This is a genomic window from Granulicella pectinivorans (assembly GCF_900114625.1).
In the GTDB taxonomy this organism is placed as follows: Bacteria; Acidobacteriota; Terriglobia; order Terriglobales; family Acidobacteriaceae; genus Edaphobacter; species Edaphobacter pectinivorans.
The window spans coordinates 2,633,000-2,649,272 of record NZ_FOZL01000001.1 but is presented as its reverse complement, the minus strand read 5'-3'; the positions used below and the strand labels follow the sequence as shown (position 1 = coordinate 2,649,272).

Here is a 16,273-nt window from a genome sequence, read left to right as displayed (position 1 = left end):
TCCGACCAAGTCGCCGGGACCGGGCTGTTTTGGTCAAACCAATGCCTTGAAAATCGCCGAAGAGATACTCCCGCAAGTTATTGAAAAGAATAAACTTTGGCATTTATGGGGCTTCTCTGGTGGAAGTCGGCGTTTCTTCGGGTTTTATGCCGGTTTCTTCGGCATTTACCTGTAGTTTTCGGGCCGGCACACCGTGGAGAAATGGATGGATAACGTGGCCAAAATATGGTTTTGGACGTTATCTGGATAACGCTTAGCCGAGGTTGCGTTTGCTGGGGTCGCGGAGGGCGGTGAGCTGAGGGTGGAGGAGCTTGGCGGTGAGGGAGCGGGTCATCGCCTCGACCACTTCCCTCTGGGCGGGGGTCAGGTCGCCGAGCTTGGACTCGATGCGGCCGAGTTCGCCGAGACGGATGATCTCGGCGCTTTGCTGGAGGGCCTTGATGGCGGGGACGGCGTCGAGGGACTGGATGCGCTGCTGGTAACGGTCGACTTCACCGGAGACGATGGTCTCGGCGGCGGCGGCTTCGCGGGAGCGGTCGGCGAGGTTGGCGGCGGCGGTCTGCTGGAGGTCGTCGATGTCGTAGACGAAGCAGCCCTCGACCTTGTTCATGTCGGGGTCGACGTCGCGGGGGACGGCGATATCGATGAAGAACATGGGACGGTTGCGGCGACGGTCGAGGAACTGGCGGCCGTGGGCGCGGGTGAAGATTTTGTCGGGGGCACCGGTGGAGGTGATGACGATGTCGGCGCGATGGGCGTGCGCGTAGAGATCCTCAAAGGGCAGGATCTCGGCGGTGACGGGCTTCTCGCCGATGGACGCGGTGATGGTGGCAGCGATCTTTTCGGCGCGGGCGTAGGTGCGGTTGGAGACGAGGATGGAGGCTGCGCCCTGCTGGATGAGATGGCGGGCTGCCAGCTCGGACATTTTGCCGGCTCCAACGAGGAGGATCGTCTTTCCTGATAACGACCCGAAGATCTTCCGGGCCAGGTCGACCGCTACGCTGGCGATGGACACGGAGGAGGAGCCTACCTGGGTTTCGGTGCGGACGCGCTTGGCTACCGTGAAGGCGCGCTGGAGGAGGCCTTCGAGGTTGCTGGCGACGGCTCCGACCTCGCGGGCCACGGTGTAGGACTCTTTGACCTGGCCGAGGATCTGGGGCTCGCCGACGACCATGGAGTCGAGGGAGCTGGCTACGCGGAAGAGATGTCGGACGGCCTCGCGCTCGCGGAACTCGTAGAGGTGCGGGCGGATGGTGGCGGCGGGGACGGCGAAGTACTCGTCGAGGAAGCGGAGGAGGTCTGGGGTGTCCTGCTGGAGGGTGAGGAGCTCGACGCGGTTGCAGGTGGAGAGGATGAGGCCTTCGCGGATGCCGGGCTGGTGGAGCAGGGTGCGCGTGGCGTCGGCGAGGCGACCGGCGGGGATGGCGAGGCGCTCGCGGACCTCGATGGGGGCGGTGGTGTGGTTGATGCCGAGGAGGACGAGGTTCTGGCTCATACGCCACCAAACTTGTGGACGGCGGAGAACTGGTTGGCGGCCCAGACGGTGACGACGACGAAGAAGACGAAGGTGGAGAGATAGACGGCGCGGCGTCCGCGGAGGCCGGAGATGCGGCGGATGTGGATCATGCCAACGTAGGCGAGCCACATGGCGAAGGAGAGAAGGACCTTGGGGTCGATGAAGAAGGCGGGGCCGACGGTGGTGGCGGCGACGGCGGATCCGATGAGGAGGCCGGCGGTCATGCAGGGGAGGCCGAAGAGGAGGGTCTTGAGGGCGATCTGGTCGATGGTGTCGAGGGGCGGGAGCTTCACGCGCGGGAGGAGGTGGGATTTCGCCTTGAGGCGGCGCTCCTGCACCAGGTAGAGGAGCGAGGCCAGGAGGGAGAGGATGAGGCAGGCGTATCCAGCGAGGAGCAGGATGACGTGGAGGAAGATCCAGTTGGAGTGGGCGAGGGCGAGGTTCTCGTGGCTGGGGCGGAAGGCCGGGACGACCGTCAGGAGGACGACGATGGGCAGGATGAAGATGCCGAGGGAGACGGTCTTATAGCGCCAGTAAACGAGCAGGAAGGCGAGCGCGAGGAGGAGGGCGAGGAGTCCCTGGGTCTCGTGCGTGTCGACGGGGAGGGCGTGGTGCGCGGCATTCATGCTCTCCGAGAAGGAGACGAAGTGGAAGAGCAGGGCGGCGATGGTGGCGGGGACGGCGACGTGACGCCAGCGGGGGCGATCGTACAGGGCCGCGGGCAACACCGCGAGGGACGCTATGCCGTAGAGGAGAACCGCGACTCTGAGCCAGAGGAGGGACATAAGAGAGATGGCCATATCGTCTTGAGAGGCGAATATGGGCAAAAGTTAAGTATAGCGGGTGCGCGGGTGGCTGTCCCAGCGGCGCAGTACCCCACCCCGCGCGCCATGACCGCGCCAGGGTGGGGCAGACCGGTCGTGATGGGCTACGCGAGGCCGTTGAGGGTGGCGAGAGCTTCGGCGGGCAGGTCGAGGTTGGCGGCTTGCAGATTCTCGCGGAGGTGGACGAGAGATGAGGTGCCGGGTATGAGGAGAATGTTGGGCGAACGGTGGAGGAGCCAGGCGAGGGCAACCTGCATGGGGGTGGCTTCGAGGGACTTTGCTACCTCATCGACCGTGGAGGACTGGAGCGGGGTGAAGCCGCCGAGGGGGAAGAAGGGGACGTAGGCGATTCCCTGCCTGGCCAGATCGTCGATGAAGGCGTCGTCGGTGCGTTTGGCGATGTTGTATTCGTTCTGGATGCAGACGATGTTGGCGATCTTCTGGGCTTCGGCGAGTTGTGCGGGGGAGACGTTCGAGAGGCCGATGTGGCGGATGAGACCCTGCTGCTGGAGTTCGGCGAGGACCGTCAGGGGTTCCGCGATGGAGCCGTCGGCGGGGATGAGGGGTGGGCCTACGCGGAGGTTGACGATGTCGAGCACGTCGAGGCCCAGGTTGCGGAGATTGTCGTGGGCACCGTCGATGAGCTCCTGTTTGGAGAGGGCGGGAAGCCAGGAGGAGTCGGCTCCGCGGCGGGCACCGAGTTTGGTGACGATGGTGAGGTGGGCGGCGTAGGGGTGGAGGGCCTGTTTGATGATCTGGTTGGTGACGTGCGGCCCGTAGAAGTCCGAGGTATCGATGTGGTTGACGCCGGAGGCGACGGCCTCTCGGAGGATGGCAATGGCCTGATCGACGTCGGCGGGCGGGCCCCAGACGTGGGGTCCGGCGAGCTTCATGGCGCCGTATCCCATGCGGTTCAGGGTGATGTTCGTTTTGGGAAGGGTGAAAGGGGTGCGGGTCGACATGGTGGGGCTCCTCTTTGGCATTCTTGTGATTAGATGAAGAAAGCTTCAGGTTAGGAGTTCGCATTTGCCGACACCGACGATCGATGTCTTTAGCCCAAGGAAGACGCCGGTTCAGGCTCGCTCGACGGCGAGCGTGGAGGCGATTCTCGAGGCGACCGTTCAGGTTTTGCTGAGCGTGGGGCAGGAGGAGCTCACGACGACGAAGGTCGCGCATCGGGCGGGGGTGTCGGTGGGCACGCTGTATCAGTACTTCCCGAACAAGAAGGCGCTTCTGCAGGAAGTTCTGACACGGCATCTCGACGGTGTGACCAAGGCGGTGGAGAGGGTGTGCCGGGAGCAGAGGGGGCAGCCTTTGCAGGTGATGGCCACCGCGCTGATCGAGGGTTTTCTGCAGGCGAAGATGCAGAGCGTGGCGACGAGTGCGGCGCTGTATGCGGTGGCCTCGGATGTGGATGCGGCACGCATTGTGAAGACGAAGGGCACGCGTTCGCTGAAGGCGATTGCGGGGATGCTGGAGAGTTCCTGCGACGCCATGACGCGCGAGCCGCAGAGGGCGGCCGAGATGCTGTATGGGGCGATGGTGGGGGTGAGCCGGGGGCTGCTTGAGTCTCCTGCTCCGGGGAAGATCGTGGCGGGGGTGCGGGAGGAGTTGATGTTTTTTGCCTGCTCTTACCTGGAGGCTTGCAGGGCCTGACGGGCAGTCAGCCAGCTTTGCGCGAAGGCGGCACTTTGTCCCGTTCCTTGCGATCTAGCGGCCGGACACCCACATTTCCAAGACGAGACCCATTCGACAAGCTCAGGGCAGGTTATGGGGCGGCCGCGTTATCGGCGCTAGAAGGAGCTCTGGGAGTGCGAGGTGAACTTGCGCAGGAGAAACTCCTGGACGAGGCCGTTGACCATGCGACCGGCGGTGCTGATGAGGGTGTTGGTGAAGACCAGGCCAACGCCACGGTCGGCGGGCGGGTAGTAGACGTTGGAGAGAGCGTTCGATATCAGGTCGCCGCCGATGCTGGAGTAGTTGGGCTGCCAGAGGCCGTTATCGCCTTTGGCGACGAAGGGCGCGGAGAGGGCGTGGATGACGCGAGAGCGCTTGGTTCCGGTTCCCTGGTAGAAGTAACGGGGATCCTGATGGAAGAGGGTGGGGAGGATGGCTCCGCCGATCATGATGTTGGTGGAGGCGTTGGCGTAGACGGCGCCGACGCGCTGTCCGAAGCCCTTGGTGCCCTGGACGTAGCTGGGGGTGAAGGCGGCCTGGTCGATGGCTCCGAGGAAGACTGCGCTGCCGAGGGTGACGGCGTCGGTCGCGGAGCGGGCGGCGAGTTGGAACTTCAGCTTGGTGGTGAGAGGGACGAAGCGTGGGTCGTAGACGACGTAGAAGTTAGGGATGAATCCGAAGACGCGTTGTTTTTCTTCGTTTTGGACCTGTTCGAGCGCGACCTTTTCGGCGGAGACGGCGCTGACCGTCGTGATGACGTCGCCCACGACGAGCTTGATGTCGTTCAGGTCGAGGGTCTGGCCGGGGGTGAGGAGGATGGGGGCGGAGGTCCAGTCGGAGAAGCCCTTGGCGTGGATGCTGAGGCGGTAGGTGACGCCGGGACGGAGATCGTGGAAGGTGAAGAGGGCCTGATCGTCGGCGGCGATGACCTGATGGTCGGCGGGGGTTTCACCGTCGAGGGCGATGATGGTGTCGGGGACGATGTAGGCGTCGGCGTCGGTGATGCGGCCGGAGATGGTGCCCGCGCCGGCCTGGGGGGCATCGGGAAGGGGTTGGGGCTGGCTTTGGGGCTGAACTGGGGCAGGCGTCTGGGCCGCGAGGGCGCAGGAGAGCGAGGCGAGCAAAACGAAGTTTATGAGTTTCAATCGAGATCCTTCTGGGGATTAGAGGACGGAAGGTGCCGAATCGATCCAAAAGGAGCGTTGACCGGGGGCGACGGCGCTGGGGTGGGGCTGGGGCACGCGGTGCGGTATCCTGAGCCTTGGTGAGTGAACAGACGACATCCACGGCGAGTTTGGACGCGGCGATGCAGACGCCGGTCATGCGGCAGTATTTTGGGGCCAAGGAGCAGCATCCGGATTGCCTGATGTTCTGCCGGGTGGGCGATTTTTACGAGTTGTTCTATGACGACGCGATTCTGGTGGCACGCCTGCTGCAACTGACGCTGACGGCGCGGGACCGGGAGAAGAAGCAGCCGATGTGCGGGGTGCCGTGGCACTCGGCCGAGGCGTATCTGCAGAAGCTGCTGCGGATGGGGTACAAGATTGCGCTGCTGGAGCAGGTGGAAGACCCGAAGCTGACAAAGACGATCGTCAAGCGCGATGTGACGCGGGTGCTGACGCCTGGGACGTCGATCGATCCGGGAATGGAGGCGAGCGATAGCTGCTGGCTGGCTAGTTTGTCGGTGTTGGGTAAGGGCATTGGGTTGGCGCTGATGGATCTTTCTACCGGGGAGTTTCGGGCGACGGAGTTTGCGGGGGATGGGGCGTGGGTGGCGGCTACCGATGAGCTGGGGCGGGTGAAGCCGGTGGAGTTGCTGTATCCCGGGGGTGGGTTGAAGGGGGCAGCGACGCTGGAATTTGGTGGAGCGTCGGAGGATGCTTCCGGGGCGTTTGAGGGGATACGGACGAAGACGGCGCTGGATGAGTGGGTATTTACGGCGGACTATGCGCTGCCGATGGTGAGGAATCACTTCAAGGTGCATTCGCTGGACGGCATGGGACTGGGCGGGCATGAGGCGGCGGGGGTGGCGGCGGGGGCGATGCTGCACTATCTGCGGGCGACCAAGCAGGGGGCGCTGGAGCATGTGGATGGCGTGCGGTTCTATGAGCGGTCGAACTGCCTGGAGCTGGATGCGGTGAGTGTGCGGAACCTGGAGCTGGTGGAGCCTCTGTTCTCGGGCGAGACGGTGCAGACGACGCTCTTCTATACGCTGGACGCCTGTTGCACGCCGATGGGGAAGAGGCTGCTGCGGGCTACGCTTCTGCGGCCGGCGAGCGGGTTACGGGAGATTGCGGCTCGGCTGGAGGCGGTGGGTGAGGCTGCGGGGGATCTGCGCAAGCGCGAAGGGCTGCGGCGGTCGATGGATAACGTGCTGGACCTGGAGCGGCTGCTGGGGCGGGTGGCTTTGGATTCGGCTGGGCCGCGGGAGGTGTTGTCGCTGGCGGGGACGATTGGGGCGCTGCCTGGGGTACGGGCGGCGGTCAGGGAGTTTGGCAGTGCTCGGTGGAGGGCGCTGGCGGAGCAGTTGGATGCGCTGGAGGATCTGCATGAGATGATCGCGCTCGCGATTGCGGAAGACGCTCCGGTGAACCTGGCCGATGGCGGGGTGATTCGCGCGGGGGTGGATGCGGAGCTGGATGAGTTGCGGGAGTTGAGCCGGAGCGGGCGGCAGGCGCTGGTGGCGATTGAAGAGCGGGAGAGGCAGAGGACCGGGATCGGGTCGCTGAAGGTGCGGTTCAACACGGTGTTTGGCTACTACCTTGAGGTGACCAAGGCCAATGCGAAGTCGGTGCCGGCGGACTATGAGCGGAAGCAGACGCTGGTGAATGCGGAGCGGTTCACGACGCCTGAGCTGAAGGAGTATGAGGCGAAGATTCTGACGGCGCAGGAGCGGTCGGGGGAGATCGAGCGGAGGCTGTTCCATGAGCTGCGGCGTCATTTGCTCGGTGGGGCTCCGCGGATGCGGGAGGCGGCACGGAAGATCGCGGAGATCGATCTGCTGGCGTGCTTCAGCCATCTGGCGGCGCTGCGTGGGTGGGTGAAGCCGGTGGTCGAAGAGAGCTCGGTGCTGGAGTTTCTGGGGGCGCGGCATCCGGTGGTGGAGAGGCGAATGGAGGAGAGTGGCGTGGGGCGGTTCATGCCGAATTCGCTGCATCTGGATGCGGTGGGTGGGCCGTCGATCGCGCTGATTACAGGGCCGAACATGGGTGGTAAGAGTACGTATCTGCGGCAGGCGGCGCTGCTGGTGATCATGGCGCAGTGTGGCTCGTTTGTGCCGGCGGATTCGATGCGGGTGGGGCTGGTGGACCGCATCTATACGAGGATTGGCGCGAGCGACAATGTGGCGCGAGGCCGGTCGACGTTCATGGTGGAGATGACGGAGACGGCGGCGATTTTGAATACGGCGACGGCGAAGTCGCTGGTGCTGCTGGACGAGATGGGACGCGGCACGGCGACGTATGACGGGTTGTCGCTGGCGTGGGCGACGGTCGAGCATATGCATGACCGGATTGGGGCGCGGACGCTGTTTGCGACGCACTACCATGAGCTGACGCTGCTGGCGGAGAAGCTGGCGCGGTTGAAGAATCTGCGGGTGACGGCGAAGGAGACGGCGGGCGGGATCGTGTTTCTGCATACGGTGGAGACGGGGCCGGCGAGCAAGAGCTATGGCATTGAAGTGGCGCGGCTGGCGGGGCTTCCGGCCCAGGTAATTGGGCGGGCGCGTGAGGTGCTGAAGGTGCATGAGCGGGCGGAGACTCAGCAGATTCGTGAGGCCTCGGCTCCGGAGCCGGCTTCGTTGCAGATGACGATGTTTACCCCGCTGTCGCAGAGGATCGTCGATAAGCTGGCCGAGGTGGATGTGGATGAGATGACGCCACGGGAGGCTCTGAATCTGCTGGCGGAGTTGCAGCGGGAGTTGAAGGGGTCGGCATGATCGTCGCGGGTGTGATGAGTGGGACTTCGGCGGATGGGATCGATGTGGCGATCTGCCGCATCGGTGCGGGTGGGCGGGTGAAGCTGGTGGGATGGACGGAGTCGCGGTATCCGACCGCGGTACGCAAGGCGGTGCTGGCGGCGATGAATGCCGAGGCGATGCCGGTGGCGGAGATGAGCCGTTTGCACTGGCGGCTGGGGGCTCTGTACGCGGATGCGGTGGAGGCTGCGGCCAAGTCGGCTGGGGTGAGGGTGGAGCTCGTTGGGTGTCATGGGCAGACGATCTATCACCAGGCTGTGGCGAGCAAGTACCTTGGGGCGCCGGTGAGGACGACGTGGCAGATCGGCGAGGCGAGCGTGATTGCCGAGAGGCTGCGAGTGCCGGTGGTGAGCGACTTCAGGCCGGCGGATCTTGCAGCGGGTGGGCAGGGTGCTCCGCTGGTGCCGATGCTGGATGTGCATCTGTTTGGGCATACGACGCGGAGCCGGGTGTTGCAGAATTTGGGCGGGATCGGGAATCTTACGGCGATTCCGGCGGGCGGTGGGGCGCAGGATGTGATGGCCTTCGATACTGGGCCGGCGAACATGGTGATCGATGGGTGCATGGAGCAGCTTTATGGGAAGCGCTTCGACCGGAACGGCGCTACCGGGCGCAAGGGCCGGGTGCTGACGGATGTCGTTGCGGCGGTGCTGCAGGAACCCTACTTCGCGGCGTTGCCGCCGAAGTCGTGCGGGCGGGAGGAGTTTGGCACGGATTTCGTTACGCATTTTATTGCGCGGTGCAGGAGCGCGGGTGGGACGGATGCGGATGTGATCGCCACGGCCACAGCTTTGACCGTGGAGTCGATCGTGGATGCGTATCGCAGGTTTGTCTGGGCGCACCTGGGGCAAAAGGCTCCGCTGGCTCGTGTGGATTTTTGTGTTGCCGGTGGTGGGGCTCGGAATGGTTTTCTGATGGAGATGCTGCGGGATGGGTTTGCTCCGCTGGGCGTGAAGGTCCAGGCGATCGATGCGCTTGGACTGCCGCCCCAGGCGAAGGAGGGTGTTGCGTTCGCGCTGATGGCGTGGCTGACGTGGCACAGGCAGACGGGCAACGTGAAGGCAGCGACCGGGGCGATGCGCGATGTTGTGCTGGGCAAGGTGACGTATGGATGAGCCGATGATGATGGAGCGGGTTCTGCTCTGGTGGCAGCGGAACCTTGGGGGGCTGTACGTCCTGATTGGGACTGTGGCGATCGGCCTGGCTGCGCTGTTCTGGTATGCGGCGGGACCGGTGTCGGTGGCGTGGATGTGGGGTGTTGCGCATCGTCATGAGGCCACGCTGCATAACGCCGCGGTGAAGCTTCCGAAGGGCTGGCGAGAGCACAACAGCGTGGGCCGCTCCGACCTGCATCTGGAGAAGCCTTACAAGTGGCATGCACGTTTGGATACGGTGGATATGGATGAGTTGGGCGGACCGGATGCCGACTATCAACGGATGCTGAATACGTTGAATTCACTGGAGAAGGTGGCGATCAGCAATGGCGAGGTCGCGGCGGTGTATCCCCTGAGCGACGCCAATGCGGCGCGATTCGTGTGCCTGGAGCATGGCAATGCCGAGGAGGCCACGCTGCATGTGACGTGTCTGGAACGAGACGGGCGGCGCGTGGTGCGGATGGTGGGCGAGGAGAACTCGCGGCAGGACTTCGCGGCGATTCTGACGGGAATGGCGGCGCTGCCATGAGGCTGCGTGTCGCATTGTTGCTGCCGGTGCTGGCGCTGGCGGGATGCCGTGCGCGCAACGAGGCGCCGGGTTCGGTGGTGATGGCGATCGAGTCGAGCCCGAACAACCTGGACCTGCGGCAGGGCACGGATGCCCAGTCGGAGCGGGTGGGATCGCTGGTGTTCGACGCGCTGGTGGTGAAGGACGATCACTTCGTGTTGCAGCCATGGCTGGCTACCAGCTGGGAGAGGCCGGACGCGGTGACCTGGGTGTTCCACCTGCGCGATGGGGTGCGGTTTCACGATGGGCGTCCGCTGGAGGCGGACGATGTTGCGTGGACGATTCGTTCGCTGATCGACGGCACGATCGTTTCGAGCAAGAGCGGCAACTTTGCGGCGGTGAAGAGCGTGGAGACGCCGGACCGGCTGACGGTTGTGGTGCATACGAAGTATCCGTTCTCGGGGCTTCTGTTCAATATGAGCGATGGGCTGTTTGGCGTGGTGCCGCGTGGCGCGGGCAAGGACCTGGGACTGCATCCGATCGGTTCCGGGCCGTTTCGCTTTGTGAGTGCGGTGCAGGACAAAGAGGTCGTGCTGGAGCGCAGTCCGCTGTGCTGGCGTGCCCCGGCTGTGCCTCCCCCGGGGAAGCATCTAGTCGATCATGTGCGGTTCGCGGTGGTGCCGGACACGATTACGACGGCGCTGGAGATGAAGAAGGGCTCCGCCGATGTGGTGAGCAACGTGGTGACGCTGGACATGGTGCATGCGCTGGAGCAGGCTCCGAATCTTTCGGTCGCGACGGATGAGAGTTCCATCGCGATCTACATGACGCTGAATGTGCAGGATCCGGTGTTGCGGGACAAGCGCGTGCGGCAAGCGATGGCGTTCGCGATGGACAAGCCGGCGATCATCCAGGCGCTGTGGCGCGGGCAGGCGAAGGCCGCGTCTACCCTGCTGCCGGAGGGACACTGGGCGGCGGCGAGCGCCGCTGAGCTGCCGCAGTATCCGCATAACGTGGCACGGGCGCAGGCGTTGCTGGAGGCTGCGGGGTTCCATGCGGACAAGAACGGTGTGCGGCTGCGGGTGACGTTGAAGACCTCGACCGATGAGACGACGCGTCTGCTGGCGGCGGTGCTGCAACAGCAGATGAGGGCTGCGGGGATTGAGCTGACGACTCGTTCGGCGGAGTTTGGGACGTTCTACGCGGACATCACCAAGGGCGCGTTCCAGATGTATATTCTGCGCTGGATCGGGAGCAATGAGGATCCGGATATCTTTCGGTATGCGTATGGGACGGCGAGCTTTCCGCCCAAGGGCGGGAACCGTGGACGCTACTCGAATGCGAAGGTGGATGGCCTGATTGCGAAGGCCGCGGCGGAGACGGACGAAGGCCAGCGGCGGGCCGACTATGTAGAGCTACAGAGGATTGTGGCCGAGGAGCTGCCGGTGATTCCGCTGTGGTATCCAAACAATGAACTGGTGTACGGGAACAGGATGGGCGGGATGGTCGTGCGGGGATCGGGCACGTTCGATTTCCTGCGGGACGCCTGGACACGCTGAGCGCACGATTAGTGACGCTGCTGCCCGGAGTAGGGATGGAAGAAACGCCGCTGGCAGGCCATGCAGCGGAACGGTGCGAGTTTGAACAAGCTAAGAGCGTACTCGTACCAGCGTCGATGCGAGACTCGAACTTCTTTGCACAGGCAACGCTTGCAAACGATCGTAACTTGTTTTTGTGCCATAGGTCCATAGTACAACGGCTTGCTCGAAATGCTTTACCAATCCGTGTTTTCGAGCTTTGGCTTCCAAGGAAAGTATGCGGGGGTGAGCAACATTGCTCGCCGACGTCCCACTTTTCATGCAGTCGTAACAGGAGGACCGTAAGATCCCTCGCGATCAGGGCTGGACGACGACGTGGCGTATGACGACCGGCGTCAGCGGAAGGTTCGAGGCGTTGCGCGGCAGATGCGCCATCCGCTCCAGGACCGCCACCGATGCCGCGTCGCACTGCCCAATGATGGGGTAGCCGCCATCGAGCACATGCATCGGATTCAGCGCAAAGAAGAGTTCGCTGTTGTTCGTGTCGGGGCCACCGTTGCCAAACGCGAGCCGCCCGGGACGATCGAAGGTGAGGCCAGGCGCGGTCTCGTTCCTGAAGCGGAAGCCGATATCGACCTTCCCGCTGATGTCGCCGGTGATGTCGCCGAACTGGATGTAGAAGTCCGGGAGCACACGGTCGATCGCCATGCCATCGTAGAAGCGGTGATGATGCTGGACGACGTGCGTCGTTGGGTCGGTCCAGTCCTTCGTTCCATCCACCAGCCCCAGAAACGTACTGGTGGCAATCGGACTCTCTCGTGTGAATAAGCGACAGGAGATGCGCCCGATGCTGGTCTCGAGAATGGCCGTCGGCCCTGTGGGTTCCGGTCCTGAAGGAGCGGCCAGCGCCGTGATCGGTTGCGCCGGCAGGATCGTGTTGGCGGCTACTTGCGGTGCGGGCGGGGGGAGCGGCGTCCCTGCGGGAACAATCGCAATGTGGTTGACGGCAAACGGCGTGGTGGGGTGGTTGTCGGTGCTCTGCAGGATGTGCCGTATGGTGGCTACCAGCCTGACCGTGGCTTCGTCGCATCGGCCGAAGACCACCGCGTGGCCGTCCACCTCTCGATTCGCATGATCCGTGATGAGGAAGCGGGATGGTCCTGCGCTGCCTTTGGCGATCGTCATGGCGAGGAGCCCAGGCTGGTCGAAGAGCAATGCCGGAGTTGCTTCCGCGGGGAATGTCTCGCCGGCGGGCTGCTCGGAGGGTGTGGCACGCACCCCGGCAGCGACTCCCGCAGCCTGGGGGAAGATACGCGTGCCGTCGTAGAACGGCTTGCCGCCTCCGGCTGAACCATCCGGCTGAACCCATGCCGTGGTTCCCTGCGCCAGCCCGATGAAACGAGCGGTCGTGAGGGGGCGCTCATGCGTCAGCAGCGTGCAGGTCATCCTGCCGGCCGTCGTGTCGATCACGGCAGTGGGCTCGCTCGACTGGCAGTCGGCATGAAGCGTGAACGCGAAGACGCAGGCGGCGACGAGAGCGCGGAAAGGCAGCATCCACAGGTTATACACCCGCTCGAGCACGGAACCCAGTACTTAGGTATCGGTCGATACCAAGGGCCAATGGCCATGGCTGTCTGCCTCTGGTGTGATCGCAAGACGCAATCGCTTACAGGCAACTCGGCAGCAATGGGTGCCTGTCTGCATGGAGGAATTATCATGACGCAATACGGAAGGGCTCCATTGGAAGATGGCACGCCTGCCACTGACACCTGCAACATCCACACCCGGCGGAGTTTCCTGATCAAATCGGGAGTGAGCAGTCTCTGTCTTCTGGGCCTTGCATCCAGCGGCGAGGCGGAGTCCGCCATCATGGAGCAAGAGACCCCTCTTCCTGCACCTGTGGCTGGTGACGACACCATTCGTCCGTTCCATATCAATATTCCGAAGTCCGATCTGGCGGACCTGCGCCGGCGCATCCTGGCGACACGCTGGCCCGACCGGGAGACGGTCGACGATGCATCGCAGGGCGTCCGGCTTGCGACCATGCAGAAGCTTGCCAAGTACTGGGCGACCAGCTTCGACTGGCGCAAGGTCGAGGCCAGGCTGAACGCACTGCCGCAGTTCGTCACCACGATCGATGGGGTGAACATTCACTTCATCCATGTCCGATCGAAACATGCGCATGCTCTGCCGATCCTCATTACGCACGGGTGGCCTGGCTCGATCATCGAGCAGATGAAGATCATCGGGCCGCTGACCGACCCAACGGCCTTCGGGGGCAGTGCGGACGATGCGTTTGACGTCGTCATCCCTTCGTTGCCCGGTCATGGATTTTCCGGGACGCCTACGGTGACGGGATGGGATCCAGTGCGCATCGCACGCGCCTGGATCGTGCTGATGAAGCGCGTCGGTTATACGCGATTCGTTGCACAGGGCGGCGATTGGGGAAATGCCGTGACGGAACAGATGGCACTGCAGGCACCTCCGGAGCTGATCGGCATCCACACCAATATGCCGGCGACTGTTCCTGCGGAGATCGCACATGCGCTGCAGTTCAGCGAACCGGCTCCGGCAGGCCTCTCCGCGGACGAGGAGGGTGCGTGGGATCAGCTCGACACCTTCTATAAACATGGCCTGGGCTATGCGCAGGAGATGGCCAACCGTCCACAGACGCTTTATGGACTTGTCGATTCCCCCATCGGCCTGGCCTCGTGGATGCTCGACCATGATGCACGCAGCCAAGCGCTTATCGCGCGTGTCTTCGACGGTGTGTCCGAGGGACTTACGCGAGAGGACATCCTGGAGAACATTACGCTCTACTGGCTGACCAACACGGCAGTCTCCTCCGCCCGTCTCTACTGGGAGAGCAAGCTTCCCTTCTTTGCGCCGAAGGGTGTGCAGGTTCCGACTGCGGTCAGCGTCTTTCCCGACGAGATCTACGCGGCGCCCAAGAGCTGGACGGAGAAGGCCTATCCCAAATTGATCTATTACAACCGGCTCCCGAAGGGCGGACACTTCGCCGCGTGGGAGCAGCCTGCACTCTTCAGTACCGAACTCCGCGAGGCGTTTCGATCGCTGCGGTCGTAACAACCGGGCGGCAATACGTGGATCACGGTCGACCACGTATTGCCTTCCCTGCTCCCGGTATAGACCATCTGCTTCTCCCATCTCTCATCCGAAGGAACATCGTCATGCGGAACGTCGTCGTCAGTCTTGTAGCGATCGCTCTTTTGAAATGGGCCTTCCTGAAGCTGTGCGCGCCATCCCGGGGTCTGGAGGACGCCGGCGAAGAATCAGGCACTGCGCACGGGCGTTAGACGGAGTCTGACCGCCATCTTGACCAGACCGGGGAGAGAGTCGGCCTGCATCTTCTGCATGACCTTGCCGCGATGAGCTTTCACGGTGATCTCGCTGACGCCCATCGCAGCCCCGGCCAGTTTATTGGACATGCCCGCAACGATCAGGGACAGGACATCCCGCTCACGCGGCGTCAACAGCGCGTAACGATCTCGCAACGTCTTGATCTCGGCCTCGCGGCGAAGCGCGAGATGGCTGCGTTCGATCGAGTGCCGGACAGCGCTCAGGAGCGCCTCGTCCGCAAACGGTTTTGTCAGGAACTCGGCTGCTCCGCCCTTCATCGCCTTGACCGTCATGGGCACGTCGCCGTGCCCGGTGATGAAGATGATCGGCAGGTCCTTGCGGTCGGCCGCGATGCGCTTCTGCAGTTCGAGCCCGTTTAGGCCGGGCAGACCGACGTCGAGGATCAGGCAGCTTGGGGTGAAAGCCCGCGGGTGGTCCAGAAACGCCTGCGCGGACGCAAACGTCTCCGGCTGCCAGCCTTCGCATCGAATCAGAGACTCCAGCGACTCGCGGACAGAGATGTCATCGTCGACAACAAATACGATCGGCGTGGAATCTGGCATAGGCAGCAACCTCGAAGAACGTACTCTCGCACGTGAGCGAATTGTCTCATTTCTCGACGCGTGCCGACCGCGATCTTCAGGCATCGGCCCACACTGTACGGTCACGATTATGCAGTAAACATTGGGTTCTTCGCGTTCAAGCGTTGGGCTTCTCCCCCGAAAGAGTTGTTTCTCTCTACACGATCCAGCGCACACGGCACTCGACGTGGTGTTTCGCGGCAGCGGCGAATCCGCAAGAATCAAGCCAGGAAGTAAACCATGCGATTGACGGCAGATTCGTTTCCCCAGACAACGATGCATGACGACGGTGCGGCGTCGATTGACTTTGCGGAACTTAGCCTGCTTGCCGCGTCGATTGCGCATGAAGTGAATCAGCCTCTCTCGGGGATCATCACCAATGCCAGCACCTGCCTGCGGATGCTGGCCTCGGATCCGCCCAATATTTCTGGAGCACTCGAGACCGCGCGCCGCACGATCCGCGACGGCAACCGGGCCGCCGAGATTGTGACGCAGTTGAGGGCGCTCTTCGCGCATGAGGAAAGCCTTCTCGAACGCGTGGACCTTAATGAGGCGACCCATGAAGCAATCGCGCGGACGTGGAGCGAGCTCCAGAGGAACCGTGTCATCCTGCAGCTCGGCCTTGCAGACGTTCTCCCCCCTGTTGCAGGTGTCCGTGTGCAGCTCCAGCAGGTCATCCTGAACCTGATTCGGAATGGGATGGAAGCGATGAAGGAGGTCGAGGATCGTCCCAGGTTATTGCGGATCAGGACGGAGAAGGATGGGTGGAATGGCGTTCAACTAACCGTGACGGACTCCGGGATTGGGCTCGACCCTCCGTCGTTAGCAAACCTCTTCAAGCCTTTTCATACGACGAAGCAAGACGGCATGGGTATTGGTCTGTGCGTCAGCCGCTCTATCGTGGAGCGATTCCGTGGCCGTCTCTGGGCCGCGAGGAACGACGGACACGGATGCTCGTTTGCGTTCTCGATCCCCTGCTACGCAACGCGGTCGACGAAGGGCAAGGTCCTGCGGTTAAGCACTGCGGCCAAACCATCCTTTCGCGGGAAGCAGCCCCGCTCCCCGCAAAAGGATTCCAAGTCTCGCCCGACGCATCGGTCACATAGGACGCGGCCGCGTTGACGTTGCAGACGGGCCAG

General features: G+C 63.3%; 13 protein-coding genes. 7 read left to right on the top strand and 6 right to left on the bottom strand.

Annotated features, from left to right (window positions below; genetic code table 11):
* Nucleotides 1–253: 253 nt before the first annotated feature.
* The 3 genes from hemA to BM400_RS10515 all read right to left on the bottom strand — a co-directional run bounded on the left by hemA (nucleotide 254) and on the right by BM400_RS10515 (nucleotide 3,302).
* Complete coding sequence (gene hemA, locus BM400_RS10525; protein WP_089839115.1) at nucleotides 254–1,495, bottom strand: glutamyl-tRNA reductase; 1,242 nt, start codon at nucleotides 1,493–1,495, stop codon at nucleotides 254–256.
* A complete protein-coding gene (locus BM400_RS10520; protein ID WP_342714578.1) occupies nucleotides 1,492–2,316 on the bottom strand; it encodes a cytochrome C assembly family protein in 825 nt (274 codons plus the stop codon). Before BM400_RS10520 ends, hemA begins: the two co-directional genes overlap by 4 nt.
* A gap of 128 nt (nucleotides 2,317–2,444) precedes the next feature.
* Complete coding sequence (locus BM400_RS10515; protein ID WP_089839113.1) at nucleotides 2,445–3,302, bottom strand: aldo/keto reductase family oxidoreductase; 858 nt, start codon at nucleotides 3,300–3,302, stop codon at nucleotides 2,445–2,447.
* A 64-nt stretch (nucleotides 3,303–3,366) separates the two neighbouring features.
* Here BM400_RS10515 and BM400_RS10510 point away from each other — a divergent pair, with 64 nt between their 5' ends.
* Nucleotides 3,367–3,996, top strand: a complete 630-nt coding sequence (locus tag BM400_RS10510) for a TetR/AcrR family transcriptional regulator (RefSeq protein ID WP_089839111.1) — start codon at nucleotides 3,367–3,369, stop codon at nucleotides 3,994–3,996.
* 137 nt (nucleotides 3,997–4,133) lie between these two features.
* Here the strand turns inward: BM400_RS10510 and BM400_RS10505 are convergent, their stop codons facing one another.
* A complete protein-coding gene (locus tag BM400_RS10505) occupies nucleotides 4,134–5,162 on the bottom strand; it encodes a carboxypeptidase-like regulatory domain-containing protein (RefSeq protein WP_141223876.1) in 1,029 nt (342 codons plus the stop codon).
* 161 nt (nucleotides 5,163–5,323) lie between these two features.
* Between BM400_RS10505 and mutS the strand changes: the two genes are divergently transcribed.
* The 4 genes from mutS to BM400_RS10485 are packed head-to-tail and all read left to right on the top strand — an operon-like array spanning nucleotide 5,324 to nucleotide 11,214.
* A complete protein-coding gene (mutS, locus tag BM400_RS10500; protein WP_089839107.1) occupies nucleotides 5,324–7,954 on the top strand; it encodes a DNA mismatch repair protein MutS in 2,631 nt (876 codons plus the stop codon).
* Nucleotides 7,951–9,108, top strand: a complete 1,158-nt coding sequence (locus BM400_RS10495; RefSeq protein ID WP_089839105.1) for an anhydro-N-acetylmuramic acid kinase — start codon at nucleotides 7,951–7,953, stop codon at nucleotides 9,106–9,108. The genes mutS and BM400_RS10495 overlap by 4 nt, the downstream gene beginning before the upstream one ends.
* The gene (locus BM400_RS10490; RefSeq protein WP_089839104.1) at nucleotides 9,101–9,676 is read left to right on the top strand and encodes a hypothetical protein; all 576 of its coding nucleotides are present in this window, start codon (nucleotides 9,101–9,103) and stop codon (nucleotides 9,674–9,676) included. Before BM400_RS10495 ends, BM400_RS10490 begins: the two co-directional genes overlap by 8 nt.
* The gene (locus BM400_RS10485; RefSeq protein WP_245781810.1) at nucleotides 9,673–11,214 is read left to right on the top strand and encodes an ABC transporter substrate-binding protein; all 1,542 of its coding nucleotides are present in this window, start codon (nucleotides 9,673–9,675) and stop codon (nucleotides 11,212–11,214) included. Before BM400_RS10490 ends, BM400_RS10485 begins: the two co-directional genes overlap by 4 nt.
* 336 nt (nucleotides 11,215–11,550) lie before the next feature.
* On the opposite strand, the gene BM400_RS10480 is transcribed toward BM400_RS10485, so the two are convergent.
* A complete protein-coding gene (locus BM400_RS10480) occupies nucleotides 11,551–12,747 on the bottom strand; it encodes a peptidylprolyl isomerase (protein ID WP_141223875.1) in 1,197 nt (398 codons plus the stop codon).
* 162 nt (nucleotides 12,748–12,909) lie between these two features.
* On the opposite strand from BM400_RS10480, the gene BM400_RS10475 reads away from it, so the two are divergent.
* On the top strand, nucleotides 12,910–14,280 hold the full coding sequence (locus tag BM400_RS10475) for an epoxide hydrolase family protein (RefSeq protein WP_245781809.1): 1,371 nt from the start codon (nucleotides 12,910–12,912) through the stop codon (nucleotides 14,278–14,280).
* A gap of 206 nt (nucleotides 14,281–14,486) precedes the next feature.
* On the opposite strand, the gene BM400_RS10470 is transcribed toward BM400_RS10475, so the two are convergent.
* The gene (locus BM400_RS10470) at nucleotides 14,487–15,116 is read right to left on the bottom strand and encodes a response regulator transcription factor (RefSeq protein WP_089839100.1); all 630 of its coding nucleotides are present in this window, start codon (nucleotides 15,114–15,116) and stop codon (nucleotides 14,487–14,489) included.
* A 258-nt stretch (nucleotides 15,117–15,374) separates the two neighbouring features.
* Between BM400_RS10470 and BM400_RS10465 the strand changes: the two genes are divergently transcribed.
* Nucleotides 15,375–16,256, top strand: coding sequence for a sensor histidine kinase (locus tag BM400_RS10465; protein ID WP_089839098.1), 882 nt, complete (start codon nucleotides 15,375–15,377; stop codon nucleotides 16,254–16,256).
* The last annotated feature ends 17 nt before the right edge of the window (nucleotides 16,257–16,273 follow it).

What these genes read in the sequence shown, in the direction of transcription:
- BM400_RS10485 (WP_245781810.1), top strand. Translation starts at nt 9,673, where the DNA reads ATGAGGCTGCGTGTCGCATTGTTGCTGCCGGTGCTGGCGCTGGCGGGA.
- BM400_RS10490 (WP_089839104.1), top strand. Translation starts at nt 9,101, where the DNA reads ATGGATGAGCCGATGATGATGGAGCGGGTTCTGCTCTGGTGGCAGCGG.
- hemA (WP_089839115.1), bottom strand. Translation starts at nt 1,495, where the DNA reads ATGAGCCAGAACCTCGTCCTCCTCGGCATCAACCACACCACCGCCCCC.
- mutS (WP_089839107.1), top strand. Translation starts at nt 5,324, where the DNA reads ATGCAGACGCCGGTCATGCGGCAGTATTTTGGGGCCAAGGAGCAGCAT.
- BM400_RS10480 (WP_141223875.1), bottom strand. Translation starts at nt 12,747, where the DNA reads ATGCTGCCTTTCCGCGCTCTCGTCGCCGCCTGCGTCTTCGCGTTCACG.
- BM400_RS10515 (WP_089839113.1), bottom strand. Translation starts at nt 3,302, where the DNA reads ATGTCGACCCGCACCCCTTTCACCCTTCCCAAAACGAACATCACCCTG.
- BM400_RS10520 (WP_342714578.1), bottom strand. Translation starts at nt 2,316, where the DNA reads ATGGCCATCTCTCTTATGTCCCTCCTCTGGCTCAGAGTCGCGGTTCTC.
- BM400_RS10470 (WP_089839100.1), bottom strand. Translation starts at nt 15,116, where the DNA reads ATGCCAGATTCCACGCCGATCGTATTTGTTGTCGACGATGACATCTCT.
- BM400_RS10495 (WP_089839105.1), top strand. Translation starts at nt 7,951, where the DNA reads ATGATCGTCGCGGGTGTGATGAGTGGGACTTCGGCGGATGGGATCGAT.
- BM400_RS10475 (WP_245781809.1), top strand. Translation starts at nt 12,910, where the DNA reads ATGACGCAATACGGAAGGGCTCCATTGGAAGATGGCACGCCTGCCACT.
- BM400_RS10465 (WP_089839098.1), top strand. Translation starts at nt 15,375, where the DNA reads ATGCGATTGACGGCAGATTCGTTTCCCCAGACAACGATGCATGACGAC.